Raw genomic sequence first — 17,575 nt, 5'->3', positions numbered from 1 at the left:
GTGTCAGGCGGTCGGCGCGTCCGCCTGCGGCTCCGCGTGCACGGCGGGACGGCGCGAGGCGATGACCTTCTTCGCCAGCGAGCGCGGGCTGGTCAGAAAGCCCCAGCCCCACGACATGTGCATGGTGGCCAGCGCCACCGGAATCCGCAGCCGCGCCTTCACCGGCAGGCCCTTGCCGGCCGGTATGGACCCCGCCACGATCGCCGCGAGGTAGCCGCCGGGGACCACGAGGCCCCACGGGGTGAGTACCGCGCCCACCACGACGCCGGCCAGGATCGCGCACACCGCCGCCGGCGGGGCGAGGTAGCGCAGGTTGATGGACCCGGAGTGGTAGCGGGCCACGACGTGCCGCCAACGGCCGTAGCCCTTGTACTGCTTGGCCAGGGTGCGCACGCTCGGCCGGGGCCGGTAGGACACCTTCAGCTCCGGCGAGAACCAGATCAGCCCGCCCGCCTCGCGGATGCGGAAGTTCAGCTCCCAGTCCTGGGCGCGGATGAACTCCACGTTGTAGCCGCCCTGCCGCTCCAGCGCCTCGCGCCGGAACACGCCGAGGTACACCGTCTCGGCGGGCCCCGCCTCGCCCCCGGTGTGGAAGGCGGCGTTGCCCACACCGATCTTCGACGTCATCGCGGCGGCGACGGCGCGCTCCCAGTCGTTCTCGCCCTCGGCGTGCATGATGCCGCCGACGTTCTGCGCGCCGGTCTCCTCCAGGAGCCGCACGGCGGTGGCGATGTAGTCCGGCGAGAGCATGCCGTGCCCGTCGACGCGGACCACGATCGGATGGCGCGAGGCCTTGATCGCCGCGTTGAGGGCGGCCGGGGTACGGCCGGTGGGATTGGGCACCGTGTGCACCCGCGGGTCCTCGGCCACGAGCTCGGCGGCGATCTCGTCCGTGCGGTCCGTGGACGGACCGAGGGCGATCACGACCTCCATCTCGCCGGCGTACTCCTGGGCCAGGATCGCGCGGACGGCGCCGCGCAGGTGCCGCTCCTCGTTGAGGACGGGCATGATCACGGAAACGGCGGGGTGCCGCACGTCGGGATTGGCGTTCATAGGAGGCTCACGTTACCGCGAACGGGGGACACGGTTGCGCGCGCCGGGGTGCTGTGCGCCGGGCCGCAGATCGTATCGGCCTACGGTGCTGACGAATCCGCGCACGGCCGTCGTCCGGAGGTGTTACCCGTGCCCACGTCGCAGCGGTCCCCCCGGCCCCGCTCCACGCACCGGCACCCCCCGCGGCAGTCCCGCCCGGGGCCGCGTCCGCCGGTGCCCCCGCGCCGCAAGCCGCGCTGGGTGATGCGCACGGTCACCACGCTGTCGGTGGTGGTGCTCGCCTCCGCCGGGATCGGGCACGCGGTGCTCAGCGGCCTCGAGGAGGACATCGCCCGGGTCGACCCGTTCCGGGACATGAAGAACCGGCCCGAGGCCGGCCACGGCATGAACATCCTGCTCGTCGGCACCGACGGCCGCGAGAGGATCGGCAAGGAGGAGCGGGAGAAGTACCGGCTCGGCGGCACGCCCTGCCACTGCACCGACACCATGATGATCGTGCACATCTCGGAGGACCGGGACCGCGCCAGCGTGGTCAGCCTGCCCCGTGACTCCTACGCCGTCACGCCCCCGCACACCGACCGCGTGAGCGGCGAGCGGCACGCGTCGCACCCGGTCAAGCTGAACGCGGCGTACGCGGAGGGCGGGCCGCAGCTGACCGTGCGCACGGTGGAGAAGATGACCCGCGTGAAGATCGACCACTATCTGGAGGTCGACTTCACCAGCTTCATGAAGACCGTGGACGTGGTCGGCGGCGTGGAGATCTGCACCGACCGGCGGCTGAAGGACAGCCACACGGGCCTGGACCTGGCGGCCGGCCGTCACACCCTCAGGGGCGGCGAGGCCCTTCAGTACGTCCGGGCCCGGCATGTCGACGGGGGCTCCGACCTGAGCCGGATGCGTCGCCAGCAGCACTTCATGGCGGCGCTGGTGGACCGCGCGACCTCCTCCGGGATCCTGCTGAACCCGATGAAGTTCCGGGACGTGACCCGCGCGGTGCTCGGCTCGGTCCGCGCGGACGAGGGCTTCGGCACCGGCGAACTGCTGGACCTCGGCCGGGCGATGCGGAACTTCTCGCCGTCCTCCTCGGAGTTCACGACGGTGCCCATCGAGAAGATGGGGTACGCGGTGAAGGGCGTCGGATCGACGCTGAAGTGGGACGCCGAGAAGGCCGGGCACATCTTCGACGCGCTGCGCCGGGACCAGCCGCTCGCCGCGCGCCCCGCGCCCGACGCGGCCCGGCGGGTGCCGGTGGACCCGCGGCAGATCCGCGTCCAGGTCGAGAACGGCACCCGGACCGCGGGCCTCGGCCGGCGGGTGGACGCGGCGCTGGCGGCGACCGGCTTCAACACCACCCGTGCCCCGGCCAACGCGGCCGAGCGGGACGTGGAGCGGACGGTCGTCGCCTACGACCCGCGCTGGGACCGGTCCGCGAAGTCCCTCGCGGCGGCGCTACCCGGCAGCGAGCTGCGCGCGGTGAAGGGCCAGGGCGCCACGCTGAAGGTGATCGCGGGCGCCGACTTCGTCAAGGTGCGCAAGGTGCGGGCCGAGGACCCCGGGCAGGGCGAGTTCGGGGTGGTGCGGGGCGACGAGGTGAGCTGTTCCTGAGCCGCCCCCGCGGTCCGGGTCCGGCCGGCTCAGGTCACGGGACGAGCGGCTTGCCGCAGGGGTGAGGGAACGCCTGGCCAGGGTCCGTCGTTCGGATCACGCCGCAGGACACCGGCGGCGCCTTGTCAGCGCCGTGAGCGGGGCCTGGTGCGTGCGGCTGCAAGACGGAGGAGGACGCCAGGGCGGAGCCCTGGCAACCGACGACAACGCCGCAGATGCGCGTGCCGGGCCCCGCGTCTGCGGCGTGATCCGAACGACGGACCCTAATCCTCGATGCCCTCCGCGGCGCGCTTCTCCCGCAGGTCCATGATCGCCCGGCGGCGGGCCAGCCGGTGGGTGCGGCGGATCTGGGCCTCCTGGTTGCGGCGCTTGTCCTGCTCGGTGTCCGGTATCACCTGCGGCACCCGGCGCGGCCTGCCGTCCGCGTCGACGGCCGCGAACACCAGGTACGCCGAGCCGACGTGGGTGGCCGGGGCGGACTCGTTCCAGCGCTCCGCCAGCACCTTCACGCCGACCTCCATCGAGGTCCGGCCGGTCCAGTTGACCTGTGCCTTCACATGGACCAGGTCACCGACGCGGACCGGTTCCAGGAAGGCCATCTCGTCCATGGACGCGGTGACGGCCGGCCCTCCGGAGTGCCGCCCGGCGACGGCGCCCGCCGCGTCGTCGACCAGCTTCATGATCACCCCGCCGTGCACCGTGCCCAGGAGGTTGGTGTCGTTGTGGGTCATGATGTGGCTGAGAGTCGTACGGGACGCCGCGATGGGTTTGCCCGGGATGTCCGGACTCTCCTTCGCTGCGGCTGGGGCCTGGTCTGTCATGGACTCCACCTTATGCCGTGGCATCACCGGCCCCGATATGTGTTGGCTTCGCAACAGCCTTGGTCCAATTTCCGACGACCCTTGTATGGCGCACAGCTGGGACCTGCACACTGTCTCCCATGAATGACTGGCCCGAGGCATGGTCCGACGAAAACCGCGGCGGCCGTTACGGACGCGGGAGCTCGAGCGCACGGCCCGAGGGCGCCCGTGTCATGCGGCAGGTCCGCCGCGGCCCGGCGGCCCCTCCCGGGCAGGGCGCCGGCGGTGTCCCGCGGCAGCCGTCGTACGTGGACGGGCAGGGCCACGGCGCCGACGGCCACGACAGCGGCTACAACACCGGCCAGGTCTACGGCTCGCCCGGCGGCGGCTCCGGCGGACCGGGCGGTGACGGCGGCTACGGCCCGCAGCGCCCGGCACCCGACTGGCGCCGCCGCATCAAGTGGACGGCGATCACGCTGGTGACCGTGCTGGTCGTGACGACCGTCGGCACGTACTTCTGGGCCGACAGCAAGCTCAACCGCGAGGTCGACCTGTCGAAGGTGATCGAGCGGCCCGAGAAGGGCGAGGGCACCAACTATCTGATCGTCGGCTCCGACAGCCGCGAGGGCCTGTCCGACGAGGACAAGAAGAACCTGCACACCGGGTCCGCCGAGGGCAAGCGCACGGACTCGATGATGATCCTGCACGCCGGTGACAACGCGCCGACCCTCATCTCGCTGCCCCGCGACTCGAACGTCGAGATCCCGTCCTTCGTGGGCTCCGAGTCGGGCAAAACCTACCCGGGGACCGGACGGCAGGTGAAGCTCAACGCCGCGTACGCCGAGGACGGACCCGAACTGCTGGTCCGCACGGTCGAGCACAACACCGGCCTGCGCATCGACCACTACGTCGAGATCGGCTTCGCCGGCTTCGCGAACATCGTGGACGCGGTCGGCGGGGTGGAGATGGACATCCCGCAGGACATCAAGGACACCAAGTCCGGCGCCGACTTCAAGAAGGGCAAGCAGACCCTGAACGGCGAGGAGGCCCTCGCCTTCGTCCGCACCCGGTACGCGCTGGCGGGCTCCGACCTGGACCGCACGAAGAACCAGCAGAAGTTCCTCTCGGCCCTGGCCAACCAGGTGGCCACGCCGAGCACGGTCCTCAACCCCTTCAGGCTCTACCCGACGATGGGCGCCGGCCTGGACTCCCTGATCGTCGACGAGGACATGAGCGTCTTCGACCTGGCCGAGATGTTCTGGTCGATGAAGGGCGTCAGCGGGGGCGACGGCACCTCCATGAACATGCCGATCTCGGGATCCAGCGGCGGCAACCTGGTCTGGGACAAGGCGAAGGTGAAGCAGCTGGTGAACCAGCTGAACAACGACGAGAAGGTCACCGTCAAGGGCAACTGACGTCCGGACGCGGCCGGGGGCACCCCTCCACGGGGTGCCCCCGACGCGTCTTCCGGGGTGTCACATCGTGGCGCCCGCCATCGCCCGGCACATCTCGGAGCAGCGGCGGCAGGAGTCGGCACAGGCCGTCATCCGGTCGTCCTCGGGCATGGACAGACACGCCTCGGCGCAGATGTCGCAGGCCTGGGCGCACATCATGCACATCTCATTGGCCAGCGGCGACCGGCGCATCATCATGTCCGCGCACATGCGGGTGATCTCCGCGCAGTCCATGAGCGCGCGCATGACCGGCATGCTGGCCTCGCCACCCATGTGCAGACAGGAGCTCATGGTCTCCTCGCACACGGCGTGGCAGTCCATGCACGCCTGGACGCAGTCCTGCATCTGCCGGCTCATCGGTTCCATGGTGGGCTGCTGCTGGGTCATGGTTCCTCCCAGGGGGACGGCGGGGGCCGGCGCTCGGCCCTCGCCCCTCCGTCCTACGCCCCTCGCCCCAAGACCACCACAGGACGGACCGAACCCGTCCGCTTCCGCGGGTGTCCGTACCCGGCACGGATGTCCGGGCCCAGCGGGGGCAACGGAAGGAAGAGGGGCCGCCCGGGTCGGACCGGGGACACGACGAGGGCCGGCGAGCGGCACAGGGAGAGCGCCATGACACCACAGACGGAGAAGCAGAGGCTGCGCAGACGGCTGGAGCGGCTCATCGGCATCGCCGCGACCGAGGGCAACGAGCTCGTTCCGCTGCGCAACGGCGACCAGATCTTCCCCGCGATGCTGGCGGCGGTCCGCGAGGCGCGGCACACCGTCGACATGATGACCTTCGTGTACTGGCGGGGCGACATCGCCCACGAGTTCGCTGCCGCCCTGGCCGACCGGGCCCGCGCCGGGGTGCGCGTACGGCTGCTGCTGGACGGCTTCGGGGCCAAGGAGATAGAGCCGGAACTGCTCCGGGCGATGGCGGCGGCCGGCGTCCAGGTGGCCTGGTTCCGCAAGCCCACGCGGCTGTCACCGATGCGCCAGAACCACCGCTGCCACCGCAAGGTACTGGTCACCGACGAGCACACCGCCTTCACCGGGGGCGTCGGCATCGCCGAGGAGTGGTGCGGCGACGCCCGCAACCCCGACGAGTGGCGCGACACCCATGTCCGGGTCAGGGGACCGGCCGTGGACGGCATCGCGGCGGCCTTCGCCCAGAACTGGGCGGAGTGCCACGACGACCTGTACGACGAGCACGACCGGTTCACCGCGCAGGAACAGCCCGGCAGCGCCACGGTCCAGGTGGTGCGGGGCTCCGCGAGCTTCGGCTGGCAGGACATGCAGACGCTGCTGCGCGTGGTGATCACCTCGGCCCGGGAGCGCTTCCGGCTGGCCACGGCCTACTTCGCGCCCGACGCCTACTTCGTCGGGCTGCTGGCCGACGCCGCCCGCCGCGGGGTGCGGGTGGAGATCCTGCTGCCGGGGCCGCACACCGACCAGCGGGCCTGTCTGCTGGCCGGACGGCAGCACTACCAGACGCTGACCGACGCGGGCGTTCAGGTGCGGGAGTACCAGCCGACCATGCTCCACACGAAGATCATCACGGTGGACGGCGTCTGCTCCCTCATCGGGTCCACGAACTTCAACCGCCGCTCGCTGGAGCACGACGAGGAGGTCATGCTGGCCGTCCTCGACGAGGGGTTCACCGCGCAGCTCGACGCCGACTTCGACGCCGACCGCAAGCTGAGCGAGCCGGTGGACCCGGCCCGCTGGCGGCGGCGCCCGCTGACCGAGCGGCTGGCCGAGGCGGCGGTCACCCCGATCCGGCGCTTCCTGTGACCGCCTCCCGGACCGGAACGCTCCGGCCCGGGAGGAACCGTCTCCGGCGGGACTACGGCAGGTTGCGGGCCATCACGATCCGCTGGACCTGGTTCGTGCCCTCGTAGATCTGCGTGATCTTGGCGTCGCGCATCATCCGCTCGACCGGGTAGTCGCGGGTGTAGCCGTAGCCGCCGAGGAGCTGGACGGCGTCGGTGGTGACCTCCATGGCGACGTCGGAGGCGAAGCACTTGGCGGCGGCGCCCTGGAAGGTGAGATCGCTGTCGCCGCGCTCGGACTTGGCCGCGGCGGCGTAGGTGAGCTGACGGGCGGCCTCGATCTTCATGGCCATGTCGGCGAGCATGAACTGGACGCCCTGGAAGTCGGCGATCGGCTTGCCGAACTGCTTGCGCTCCTGGACATAGCCCTTGGCGTAGTCGAGGGCGCCCTGGGCGATGCCGAGGGCCTGGGCGGCGATGGTGATGCGGGTGTGGTCCAGCGTCTTCATCGCGGTGGCGAAGCCGGTGCCCTCCTCGCCGATCATGCGGTCGGCGGGGATGCGCACGTTGTCCAGGTAGACCTCGCGCGTGGGCGAGCCCTTGATGCCGAGCTTCTTCTCGGGGGCGCCGAAGGAGACGCCCTCGTCGGACTTCTCGACGACGAAGGCGGAGATGCCCTTGGAGCGCTTGGCGGGGTCGGTGACGGCCATCACCGTGTAGTACTCGGACTCGCCGGCGTTGGTGATCCAGCGCTTCACGCCGTTGAGGACGTAGTGGTCTCCGTCGCGGACCGCCTTGGTCTTCATGCCGGCGGCGTCGGAACCGGCGTCCGGCTCGGAGAGGCAGTACGAGAACATCGCGTCGCCCTTGGCGAGCGGGGCCAGGTACTTCTTCTTCAGTGCCTCGGAGCCGGAGAGGATGAGCGGCAGCGAGCCCAGCTTGTTCACGGCGGGGATGAGGGAGGAGGACGCGCAGACGCGGGCCACCTCCTCGATCACGACGACCGTCGCGAGGGCGTCCGCGCCGGCGCCGCCGAACTCCTCGGGCACGTGCACGGCGTGCAGGTCGTTGGCGACGAGCGCGTCGAGCGCCTCCCGGGGGAAGCGGGCCTCCTCGTCCACCGCGGCGGCGTACGGCGCGATCTTCGCCTCGGCCAGCGAGCGGACGGCGTCGCGGAGCATGTCGTGCTCCTCGGACGGGCGGTACAGGTCGAAGTCAGCCGATCCGGCCAAGGTCTCTCACGCTCCAAAACGCTGCGATGCTGGTCACGCTAACTACCGTTAAGTAACTCCAATTTTATGCCTTCGTTCCCGGTCGTGGATAGGTGAGCTTGACGACAGCCCGACGGCTCGGTTCCGCGCCTCCCCGATATGCTCGGGCGCGCCCTGCATGCCGTTGACCCCTGGAGAATCCATGGCCCTGAAGATCACCGTGATCGGCACCGGTTATCTCGGCGCGACCCACGCGGCGGCCATGGCGGAGCTGGGGTTCGAGGTGCTGGGCCTCGACGTCGTACCGGAGAAGATCGACAAGCTCCGGCGCGGTGAGGTCCCGATGTACGAGCCGGGCCTCGACGAGCTGCTGCGCCGGCACGCCGCCGGGATCGAGGGGTCGACCGGCCGGCTGCGGTTCACCATGGACTGGGCCGAGGTGGGCGAGTTCGGCGACATCCACTTCGTCTGTGTGAACACCCCGCAGCGGCACGGCGAGTACGCCTGCGACATGTCGTACGTCGACTCCGCGATCGCCTCGCTCGCGCCGCATCTGAAGGGTCCCGCGCTGGTCGTCGGCAAGTCGACGGTGCCGGTGGGGTCGGCCGACCGGCTGGCCGCCTACCTGGCGGAGCACGCTCCGGCCGGCGGGGACGCGGAGCTGGCGTGGAACCCGGAGTTCCTGCGCGAGGGCTTCGCCGTCCAGGACACGCTGCACCCGGACCGGATCGTGGTGGGCGTGCGCAGCGAGCGCGCGGAGAAGCTGCTGCGCGAGGTGTACGCCACTCCGGTCGAGGAGGGGTCGCCGTTCGTGGTGACGGACTTCCCGACGGCTGAGCTGGTGAAGACCTCCGCGAACTCCTTCCTCGCCACCAAGATCTCCTTCATCAACGCGATGGCGGAGCTGTGCGAGGCGACCGGCGGTGACGTCGCCGGCCTGGCGGAGGCCATCGGCTACGACGACCGGATCGGCAGGAAGTTCCTGCGCGCCGGGATCGGCTTCGGCGGGGGCTGCCTGCCCAAGGACATCCGGGCGTTCATGGCGCGCGCGGGCGAGCTGGGCGCGGACCAGGCGCTGACGTTCCTGCGGGAGATCGACTCGATCAACATGCGCCAGCGCGGCCGGATGGTGGAGCTGGCCCGGCAGGAGCTGGGCGGCGGGCCGTTCCTGGGCAAGCGGGTGGCGGTGCTCGGCGCGACCTTCAAGCCGGACTCGGACGACGTCCGGGACTCGCCGGCGCTGAACGTCGCCGGGCAGATCCACCTCCAGGGCGGCCAGGTCACGGTGTACGACCCGAAGGGCATGGACAACGCCCGCAGCATCTTCCCGACCCTGGGGTACGCCGAGTCGGCGCTGGAGGCGGTGCGGGGCGCGGATATCGTCCTGCATCTCACGGAGTGGCGGGAGTTCCGCGAGCTGGACCCGGCGGAGCTGGGTGAGGTGGCGGCGCAGAAGCTGATCCTGGACGGCCGCAACGCGCTCGACCCCGAGATCTGGCGGCGGGCCGGGTGGCGCTTGCGCGCGATGGGCCGCCCCGCCGCCTGACAGCACGGGTGACGCCGGTTCGGCCGAGGCTCAGTCGGCCGAACCGGCGTCCCGCAACATTCTGCCAAACCCCCGCGCACCCGGTGCGCCTATGCGCCCTTCCAGCGGACCTGCGATGTCGCGCCCGGCCCGGCAAACGCCCCAAAGGGGCGCGGGAGACTGCGCAACCAACCACAACACCGCCGCAGACGACCACACACCCCCACCACAAGAAGGGGCGCGGGGAACTGCGCGACCAACCACGACGGCGCCGCAGAAAGCCACGCACCCTCACCCCAAAAGGGGCGCGGGGAACTGCGCGACCAGCCACGACGGCGCCGCAGACTGCACACGACCCCACCCGCGCCCTAAGCGGAGCGTTCCCGGTAGCGGCGCATCTTCGCCCGCGCCCCGCACACCTGCATGGAACACCAGCGGCCGCGCCCCGCCGGGCTGCGGTCGTAGTACGCCCAGTGGCAGGTGTCGGCCTCGCAGGCCTTGAGCCGGTGCCACGTGCCCGCCACGACCGCCTCGGCGACGGCCGCGGCGACCCGCGAGAGCAGGGACCCGGCGTCCACGGGCGCGAGCGCGGCCGAGCCGTCGGCCGGGTCGACCGTGACCACCAGCGGCGCCCGCGCGAGCAGCTCGCCCAGCGGGGTGACCGCACGGTGCGCAGGGTGGCCGGCGTGGGCGAGGAGCGTCGCGCGCAGGGACTCGCGCAGTTCGCGGGCGGCACCGGCCTCACCCTCGGTGAGACCGAACGGCGCCCGGCCCTCCGCGGTGTCCAGCGCGTCTCCGCCCGTCTCGATGTCCAGCGTGTTGACCAGGGCCTGGACCAGGGCGAGCCCACCGGGCGGGGCCGATCTCTCACTCATGTGCGGACCGTACCTCTCGGCTCCCTGAATTCCCCTTGCGGCGTTACCCCCTATGGTGCAGCATGCAGTAACGGTTACCGGATGCCAGCGGATACCGGTAACAACGACCCCGAGACTCCGAGGAGAACGACATGTCCGTGGCCAAGGTGGGCGCCGTCGTACTGGACTGTCCCGAACCGCGGGAACTGGCCGCCTTCTACGCCGGGATCGTGGGCGGCACGGTGGAGGGCGAGGGCACCTGGGTGGACCTGGAGGTGCCCGGCGGACCGACGCTGGCCTTCCAGGCGGCGCCGGGACACGTACCGCCGCGGTGGCCGGCGGCGGACCATTCGCAGCAATACCACCTGGACCTGACGGTCGAGGACCTGGACGCCGCCGAGAAGGAGGTGCTGGCACGGGGCGCGACCCCCCTGGACACGGAGGACCGGTCGCGGACCTTCCGGGTTTACGCGGATCCGGCCGGGCACCCGTTCTGCCTGTGCGCCTGCTGACACCGGGAGGAGTTCATGGCCGCCGTGGCACGCCTGCGCAGTGTCGTCGTCGACTGCCCCGATCCGCGTGAGCTCGCCGTGTTCTACGCGGCCGTCGGCGGGGGCACGCCCGTGGAGGAGGACCCGGACTGGGTGGTGCTCCAGATCCCCGCCGGGCCGCGGCTGGCCTTCCAGCGGGCGCCGGGATACGCGCCGCCGGACTGGCCGCGGGCCGACCACGACTCCCAGCAGTTCCATCTCGACTTCGACGCGGGAGGGACCTGGGAGGAGGTCGACGCGGCCGAGGAGAAGGTGCTGGCGCTGGGGGCACGGGTGCTGGACCGGGAGGACCACGAGGCCAAGGGCTTCCGCGTGTACGCCGACCCCGCGGGGCATCCGTTCTGCCTGTGCCGGATCGCACAGCCGTAGAGCGCCGCGAGCTCAGCCGCCGAGCACCGCGGTCTCAGCCGCCGAGCGCCGCGATCGTCGCCGTCGACGGTGGCCGGCGCTGCTGGGCGGTATGAGCCGCGAAATCCGCACCGCGCAGCACCCGCTGTACGTTTCCCCAGGTCAGGAGGGCCACGTCGGCCTCCTCCCAGCCGCGCCGCAGCAGTTCGGCGACCAGCCTCGGATAGCAGGAGGTGTCGCTCAGCTCCTGCGGATGCGCGCTGCCGGTGTCGAAGGTGCCGGACAGGCCGACGCACTCCGCTCCGGCGACATCGCGGACGTGGTCGAGGTGGTCGGCGACGTCCCGGACGGTCGGGCCGGTCTGTTCGGCGGTCAGCGGCACCATGCACAGGCCCTTGGCCTCACCCACCTCGGTGAGCAGCTCGTCGGGGAGGTTGGCCGGGTGGGGGCGCAGGGCGTGGGCGGCCGAGCGGGTGAACAGCACGGGCGCCTTGGAGATGGCGAGGACCCGCTGCATCGTCGGCGCTGAGGCGTGCGACAGGTCGGCGAGCATGCCGACCCGGTTCATCTCGCGGACGACCTCGTCACCGAACCGGGTGAGCCCCGCGGCCCCCGCCCAGCTCGTGCCGGTCAGGGTCAGCACGCGCACGCCGAGGGTGTGCAGCGAGCGCAGGACGCTCAGCGAGTCGCCGAGGGCCGCGGCGCCCGCGGGGCCGAACAGGACGGCGACCCGGCCGCAGTTGCGGGCGTCGACGACCTCCCCCGCGCTGCGGGCGGGCCGCAGGCCCTGGTCATGCGCGGAGACCACCGCCTTCGCCAGGTCCAGCTGCTCCAGGGTCGTGCCGACGGCCCGGTCGCCGTCGTACCCCTCGGGCAGCCGCAGCGACCAGAACACGGCCCCCACCTGGCCCCCGCGCAGCCGGGGCACGTCCGCCTCGACGGCGCTCTCCCCCAGTTCCAGGTCGTACCAGGGCAGCCGGCGCAGCACCCAGGGCAGGCCGCTGCAGCCGTCGGCCACGGGGTGCGCGGCGAGGACGGCACGGGCCCGGGTCAGCGGGGTGTCGTCCGGGTCCGAGACGGGCTCGTACGCCTCCGGCCCGACGATCACCGCCTCCTCCGGGTACGGCTCGTCGGCACGCCCCACCTCGGTGGCGGGACGCAGATCGTCCTGGAGATCGGCCATCACGGGCTCCGTACGTCGTGACCAGGGCAGTACGGTCACCGTCGCACGGAGCGGCGACGCGGTTCCTGGTGGACGCGGCGTTCGGGGTATGCCCTCGTGGGCTCCGAGGGGTGGGGCCGGTCAGCCGTCCAGGGACTCCAGGGTGGCGTTGGACGGTGCGCGGGTCGCGCGCAGGTCGCGGGCCACGTCCTCCGCGGCGCCCAGCACCCGTACCGCGTTCCGCCAGGTCACCTTGGCCAGGTCGGTCCTCGACCAGCCGCGGTCGAGGAGTTCGGCGATCAGGTTCGGGTAGCCGGAGACGTCGCCGAGGCCGTCGGGGGTGAAGGCCGTGCCGTCGTAGTCGCCGCCGATGCCGAGGTGGTCGACGCCGGCGACCTCCCGCATGTGGTCCAGGTGGTCCGCCACCGTGGACACCGTCGCGACCGGGCGCGGGTGGGTCTCCTCGAACGCGCGGTGGACCTTCATCGCCTCGGCGGTGGTGTCGAGGTGGTGGAAGCCGTGCGCGCGCATGTTCTCGTCGGCCGCGGCGGTCCAGTCCACGGCCGCCTGGAGCACGAACTTCGGCACGAACGTCACCATCGCGATGCCGCCGTTGGCGGGCAGCCGCTCCAGCACGTCGTCCGGGATGTTGCGCGGGTGGTCGCAGACCGCGCGGGCGGAGGAGTGCGAGAAGATCACCGGCGCGGAGGTGGCGTTCAGCGCGTCCCGCATGGTCGTCGCGGCGACATGGGAGAGGTCGACCAGCATGCCGAGCCGGTTCATCTCCCGGACCACCTCGCGGCCGAAGGCCGACAGACCGCCCACGGCGGGCTCGTCGGTGGCCGAGTCCGCCCAGGCCACGTTGAAGTTGTGGGTGAGGGTCAGGTACCGCACGCCGAGGTCGTACAGTCCCCGGAGCGTGCCGAGGGAGTCGGCGATGGAATGGCCGCCCTCCGCGCCCATGAGGGAGGCGATACGGCCCTGGGCGCGCGCCCGTTCCATGTCCGCGGCGGTCAGCGCGGGCGCCAGGTCCTCCGGATGACGCGCCAGCAACTGCCGTACGCAGTCGATCTGTTCCAGCGTCGCCGGCACCGGGTCGGGCAGGTCCGCGCGGACGTACACCGACCAGAACTGCGCGCCGACCCCGCCGGCCCGCAGCCGGGGGATGTCGGTGTGCAGCTGGGCGGACTGGTCGCCGGCGATGTCGCGGGCGCCCAGGTCGTAGCGGACCTGTTCGCGCAGCGCCCACGGCAGGTCGTTGTGCCCGTCGACGACGGGGAACTCGGCCAGCAGCGCACGGGCGTCGTCGAGGGTCGTCATGGCAGCCACCCCGCTCACGCGCCGAAGCCGAAGCCGTTGCCGGAGCCCTCGGCCTTGGCGCGCAGCCGCTTGCCCTTCTCGGTGGCCTGGTCGTTCAGCTCCTGCTGGAACTCCCGCATCCGGCCGAGGAGTTCCTCGTCGTGGGAGGCGAGGATCCGGGCCGCGAGCAGGCCCGCGTTGCGCGCTCCGGCGACGGAGACGGTGGCGACCGGGACACCGGCCGGCATCTGCACGATGGACAGCAGGGAGTCCATGCCGTCGAGGTACTTCAGCGGCACGGGCACCCCGATGACGGGCAGCGGGGTGACCGAGGCGAGCATGCCGGGCAGATGGGCGGCGCCGCCCGCACCCGCGATGATCACCTTCAGGCCCCGGTCCGCGGCCTGCTCGCCGTACGCGATCATCTCGCGGGGCATGCGGTGCGCGGAGACGACGTCGACCTCGTAGTCGATCTCGAACTCGTCGAGGGCCTTGGCCGCAGCCTCCATGACGGGCCAGTCGGAGTCCGACCCCATGACGATGCCGACAACTGGGCTCATTCGGTGATCGTGCCTCTCAGATAGCCGGCTGCGTGACGGGCGCGCTCCAGCACGTCGTCCAGGTCGTCGCCGTAGGTGTTGACGTGGCCCACCTTGCGGCCGGGCTTCACGTCCTTGCCATACATGTGGATCTTCAGCTGGGGGTCGCGGGCCATGCAGTGCAGGTACGCGGAGTACATGTCCGGGTAGTCGCCGCCGAGGACGTTGACCATGACCGTCCACTGCGCGCGCGGACGCGGGTCGCCCAGCGGCAGGTCGAGGACGGCGCGGACATGGTTGGCGAACTGGGAGGTGACCGCCCCGTCCATGGACCAGTGGCCGGAGTTGTGCGGGCGCATCGCGAGTTCGTTGACGAGGATGCGGCCGTCGCGGGTCTCGAAGAGCTCGACCGCGAGGTGGCCGACGACGCCGAGTTCCTTGGCGATGTTCAGCGCCATCTCCTCGGCGCGCAGCGCCAGGATCTCGTCGAGGCCGGGCGCGGGCGCGACGACCGTGTCGCAGACGCCGTTGACCTGCTGCGACTCGACGACGGGGTAGGCGACGGCCTGGCCGTGCGGGGAGCGGACCACGTTCGCGGCCAGCTCGCGCACGAAGTCGACCTTCTCCTCGGCGAGGACCGGCACCCCGGCCTTGAACGGCTCGGCGGCCTCCTTCGCGGAGTCGACGACCCACACGCCCTTGCCGTCGTAGCCGCCGCGGACCGTCTTGAGGACGACGGGGAAGCCCTCCCCCTCGGCGGCGAACGCGGCCACGTCCTCGGGGCCGGCGACGATGCGGTGCCGGGGGCAGGGCACGCCGATCGCGTCGAGCTTCGCGCGCATCACGCCCTTGTCCTGGGCGTGCACGAGCGCGTCGGGGCCGGGGCGGACGGGGATGCCGTCCGCCTCCAGGGCCCTGAGGTGCTCGGTGGGCACGTGCTCGTGGTCGAAGGTGATCACGTCGCAGCCGCGCGCGAACGCGCGCAGCGTCTCCAGGTCGCGGTAGTCGCCGACGACGACATCGCCGACGACCTGCGCCGCGGAATCCTGCGGAGTGTCACTGAGGAGCTTGAACCTGATGCCGAGCGGGATGCCCGCCTCGTGTGTCATACGAGCGAGCTGGCCACCGCCGACCATGCCGACTACCGGGAACGTCACGTCCCCAGGGTATCCGTCGCGCCACGGTGGCCGATTTCCCGGCCCGCTCCCCTCGGGGCCGGGGTGCGGGGCCTCCGTCCGCAGGAAGATCGCGAGGACGGGTGGTTAGCATGGTCGCGTTGACGCCAACCGATGGACGGGGGCCAGCACGACCATGGGACACGGTTCCTCTGGGCCTCCGACCAGGGCCCCGGCACCGGCTCCGCGCGGCACACTGCGCCGGCGGATCGACGGGCTCGTCCGCGAGCTGCTGAAGTTCGGCGCGGTCGGCGGGGCGGGCCTGCTGGTCAACTTCCTCGTGTTCAACCTGGTCCGGCAGGTCACCGACCTGCACGTGGTCCGGGCGAGCGTCATCGCCACGATCGTGGCGATCATCTTCAATTACATCGGCTTCCGCTACTTCACCTACCGCGACCGCGACAAGTCCCGGCGTACCCGGGAGATGAGCCTGTTCCTGCTGTTCAGCGCGGTCGGTCTGGTGATCGAGAACGGCGTGCTGTACACGGCGACGTACGGCTTCGGCTGGGACAGCCCGCTGCAGAGCAACATCTTCAAGTTCCTCGGCATCGCCGTCGCGACCCTGTTCCGCTTCTGGTCGTACCGCACCTGGGTCTTCCGCGCCCTGCCCGTCCGCGGAACGGTGGCGGGCACCGGCCCGGTCACCGGGGACCGCCCGAAGCAACGGGTGCCCTAGCCGCGCACCGCCCTGCCGCGCCGCACCCGGTCCCGCCGGGCACACCCCGGCCGACCCGCGCCCCGCCCCGCCGGCCGCACCCGACACCTGCCCGAACCACGCCCCGCCCTACCGCACCCAGCCGGGTCCCGCCGGTCCGCACCCGGTCCCGCCGGCGCCGCGTCCGGTCCCGCCGGGCAGCCTCGCCCGGTCCCGCCGGGCAGACTTCGGCCCGCCGGAGGCACACCCCCCGCTTGCCCGCGCCGCGTGCTGTCGCGTCGTCCGCGTGCCGTGCGGGCGGTCAGCGGACCGTGCGGCCGTTGTCCTCGTCGTTCGAGCGCTGTGGGGGTGTGCGGGACAGGAAGAGGCCGAAGACGGCGGGGCTGGCCTGGAGCATCTCCAGGCGGCCACCGTCCGCCTCGGCCAGGTCCCGGGCCACCGCGAGACCGATGCCGGTGGAGTTGCGCCCGCTGATCGCCCGCTCGAAGATCCGCGCCCCCAGCTCGGCGGGGACGCCGGGGCCCTCGTCGGTGACCTCGACCACGATCTGGTTGCCGGTGACGCGGGTGCGCAGGGCGACCGTGCCGCCGCCGTGCATCAGCGAATTCTCGATCAGCGCGGCCAGCACCTGGGCCACCGCGCCCGGCGTGCCCACCGCCCGCAGCTCCCGCTTGCCGGAGGTCACGATCGCGCGGCCCTCGCTGCGGTAGGCGGGGCGCCACTCGGCGAGCTGCTGCTTGATCACCTCGTCCAGGTCGAAGGTGACCGCGGAGCCGGTGCGCGGGTCGCGGGCATTGGTCAGCAGCCGCTCCACCACGTCCGTCAGCCGCTCCACCTGCGTCAGCGCGATCGTCGCCTCCTCCTTCACCGTGTCCGGGTCGTCGGTGACGGTGATCTCCTCCAGGCGCATGGACAGCGCGGTGAGAGGGGTGCGCAGCTGGTGGGAGGCGTCGGCCGCCAGACGCCGCTCGGCGGTCAGCATGCGGGCGATGCGCTCGGCGGAGGCGTCCAGCACGTCCGCGACCCGGTCCAGCTCGGGGACGCCGTAGCGGCGGTGCCGGGGGCGCGGGTCGCCGGAGCCGAGCCGCTCGGCGGTCTCCGCGAGGTCGGTGAGCGGGGAGGCGAGCCGGTTCGCCTGGCGGACCGCCAGCAGCACCGCCGCGACCACCGCGAGGAGGGCCACCAGAGCGATGATCAGCAGCGTGCGGCCGACCTCCCGGGTCACCGAGGAGCGCGGCTCCTGGACGGTGACCGTCTCGCCCTCCTCGCCGGGCGCCGAGGCGCTGATGACGTCGCCCTCGGGCTTGGTGCCGACCTCGATGGGCGGCTTGCCGGGGATCCGGACGACGGCGTACCGGTCCTCGGGCATCTGGTCGTCGAGGATCTCGGCGGTCACCTTGTCCTCGACCAGCAGCCGGCTGTCGACGATGCTGGCCAGCCGCACCGCCTCGGACTCCACCCGCTCCCTGGCCGTCTCGCTGATGGTGCGGGTCTCCACGATCACCAGCGAGACACCGAAGACGGCGATCACGACGAGCACCACGGCGAGCGTGGACTGGATCAGACGGCGGCGCATGTCCTCTTACCCAC

At 71.9% G+C, this 17,575-nt stretch carries 17 protein-coding genes; 7 read left to right on the top strand and 10 right to left on the bottom strand.

Going from position 1 to position 17,575, the window contains the following annotated elements; all coding sequences use genetic code 11:
* Positions 1–3: 3 nt before the first annotated feature.
* Positions 4–1,053 (bottom strand): glycosyltransferase family 2 protein, encoded by a 1,050-nt coding sequence (locus AC5L3C_RS22680; RefSeq protein ID WP_493650575.1) that lies wholly within the window; start codon positions 1,051–1,053, stop codon positions 4–6.
* Positions 1,054–1,182: 129 nt separating this feature from the next.
* Between AC5L3C_RS22680 and AC5L3C_RS22675 the strand changes: the two genes are divergently transcribed.
* Positions 1,183–2,658: an LCP family protein gene (locus AC5L3C_RS22675; RefSeq protein ID WP_493650574.1), complete on the top strand. Its 1,476-nt coding sequence runs from the start codon at positions 1,183–1,185 to the stop codon at positions 2,656–2,658.
* Between the two features lie 263 nt (positions 2,659–2,921).
* Here the strand turns inward: AC5L3C_RS22675 and AC5L3C_RS22670 are convergent, their stop codons facing one another.
* The gene (locus AC5L3C_RS22670) at positions 2,922–3,479 is read right to left on the bottom strand and encodes an acyl-CoA thioesterase (RefSeq protein ID WP_493650573.1); all 558 of its coding nucleotides are present in this window, start codon (positions 3,477–3,479) and stop codon (positions 2,922–2,924) included.
* A gap of 119 nt (positions 3,480–3,598) precedes the next feature.
* On the opposite strand from AC5L3C_RS22670, the gene AC5L3C_RS22665 reads away from it, so the two are divergent.
* Positions 3,599–4,873: an LCP family protein gene (locus AC5L3C_RS22665; RefSeq protein WP_493650572.1), complete on the top strand. Its 1,275-nt coding sequence runs from the start codon at positions 3,599–3,601 to the stop codon at positions 4,871–4,873.
* A gap of 60 nt (positions 4,874–4,933) precedes the next feature.
* Here AC5L3C_RS22665 and AC5L3C_RS22660 read toward each other — a convergent pair whose 3' ends face one another.
* Positions 4,934–5,299 (bottom strand): four-helix bundle copper-binding protein, encoded by a 366-nt coding sequence (locus tag AC5L3C_RS22660; protein ID WP_125506059.1) that lies wholly within the window; start codon positions 5,297–5,299, stop codon positions 4,934–4,936.
* A gap of 225 nt (positions 5,300–5,524) precedes the next feature.
* Between AC5L3C_RS22660 and AC5L3C_RS22655 the strand changes: the two genes are divergently transcribed.
* Positions 5,525–6,688 carry a phospholipase D-like domain-containing protein gene (locus AC5L3C_RS22655; protein WP_493650571.1) on the top strand — a complete coding sequence of 388 codons (1,164 nt, stop codon included), beginning with the start codon at positions 5,525–5,527 and terminating at the stop codon, positions 6,686–6,688.
* A 52-nt stretch (positions 6,689–6,740) separates the two neighbouring features.
* Here the strand turns inward: AC5L3C_RS22655 and AC5L3C_RS22650 are convergent, their stop codons facing one another.
* Positions 6,741–7,898, bottom strand: coding sequence for an acyl-CoA dehydrogenase (locus tag AC5L3C_RS22650; protein WP_493650570.1), 1,158 nt, complete (start codon positions 7,896–7,898; stop codon positions 6,741–6,743).
* Between the two features lie 181 nt (positions 7,899–8,079).
* On the opposite strand from AC5L3C_RS22650, the gene AC5L3C_RS22645 reads away from it, so the two are divergent.
* Positions 8,080–9,423: a UDP-glucose dehydrogenase family protein gene (locus AC5L3C_RS22645; RefSeq protein ID WP_493650569.1), complete on the top strand. Its 1,344-nt coding sequence runs from the start codon at positions 8,080–8,082 to the stop codon at positions 9,421–9,423.
* Between the two features lie 347 nt (positions 9,424–9,770).
* Here the strand turns inward: AC5L3C_RS22645 and AC5L3C_RS22640 are convergent, their stop codons facing one another.
* Entirely contained in the window at positions 9,771–10,277 is a 507-nt protein-coding gene (locus AC5L3C_RS22640; protein ID WP_493650568.1) for a CGNR zinc finger domain-containing protein, read from the bottom strand.
* A gap of 131 nt (positions 10,278–10,408) precedes the next feature.
* Between AC5L3C_RS22640 and AC5L3C_RS22635 the strand changes: the two genes are divergently transcribed.
* Positions 10,409–10,768 carry a VOC family protein gene (locus tag AC5L3C_RS22635; RefSeq protein ID WP_125506054.1) on the top strand — a complete coding sequence of 120 codons (360 nt, stop codon included), beginning with the start codon at positions 10,409–10,411 and terminating at the stop codon, positions 10,766–10,768.
* Positions 10,769–10,783: 15 nt separating this feature from the next.
* Entirely contained in the window at positions 10,784–11,176 is a 393-nt protein-coding gene (locus tag AC5L3C_RS22630; RefSeq protein ID WP_125506053.1) for a VOC family protein, read from the top strand.
* A gap of 34 nt (positions 11,177–11,210) precedes the next feature.
* Here the strand turns inward: AC5L3C_RS22630 and AC5L3C_RS22625 are convergent, their stop codons facing one another.
* The 4 genes from AC5L3C_RS22625 to AC5L3C_RS22610 all read right to left on the bottom strand — a co-directional run bounded on the left by AC5L3C_RS22625 (position 11,211) and on the right by AC5L3C_RS22610 (position 15,312).
* Entirely contained in the window at positions 11,211–12,338 is a 1,128-nt protein-coding gene (locus AC5L3C_RS22625; protein ID WP_493650567.1) for a dipeptidase, read from the bottom strand.
* Positions 12,339–12,458: 120 nt separating this feature from the next.
* Entirely contained in the window at positions 12,459–13,637 is a 1,179-nt protein-coding gene (locus tag AC5L3C_RS22620; RefSeq protein ID WP_493650566.1) for a dipeptidase, read from the bottom strand.
* A gap of 14 nt (positions 13,638–13,651) precedes the next feature.
* Positions 13,652–14,176 carry a 5-(carboxyamino)imidazole ribonucleotide mutase gene (purE, locus tag AC5L3C_RS22615; protein ID WP_125506050.1) on the bottom strand — a complete coding sequence of 175 codons (525 nt, stop codon included), beginning with the start codon at positions 14,174–14,176 and terminating at the stop codon, positions 13,652–13,654.
* Positions 14,173–15,312 carry a 5-(carboxyamino)imidazole ribonucleotide synthase gene (locus AC5L3C_RS22610; protein ID WP_493650565.1) on the bottom strand — a complete coding sequence of 380 codons (1,140 nt, stop codon included), beginning with the start codon at positions 15,310–15,312 and terminating at the stop codon, positions 14,173–14,175. The genes purE and AC5L3C_RS22610 overlap by 4 nt, the downstream gene beginning before the upstream one ends.
* Positions 15,313–15,466: 154 nt before the next feature.
* On the opposite strand from AC5L3C_RS22610, the gene AC5L3C_RS22605 reads away from it, so the two are divergent.
* Positions 15,467–16,006 (top strand): GtrA family protein, encoded by a 540-nt coding sequence (locus tag AC5L3C_RS22605; protein WP_493650564.1) that lies wholly within the window; start codon positions 15,467–15,469, stop codon positions 16,004–16,006.
* A gap of 280 nt (positions 16,007–16,286) precedes the next feature.
* Here AC5L3C_RS22605 and AC5L3C_RS22600 read toward each other — a convergent pair whose 3' ends face one another.
* Complete coding sequence (locus tag AC5L3C_RS22600; RefSeq protein WP_493650563.1) at positions 16,287–17,561, bottom strand: sensor histidine kinase; 1,275 nt, start codon at positions 17,559–17,561, stop codon at positions 16,287–16,289.
* Positions 17,562–17,575: the final 14 nt, after the last annotated feature.

The sequence above is a fragment of the Streptomyces speibonae genome, assembly GCF_984686075.1.
This window is presented reverse-complemented; position numbering and strand designations above follow the sequence as displayed.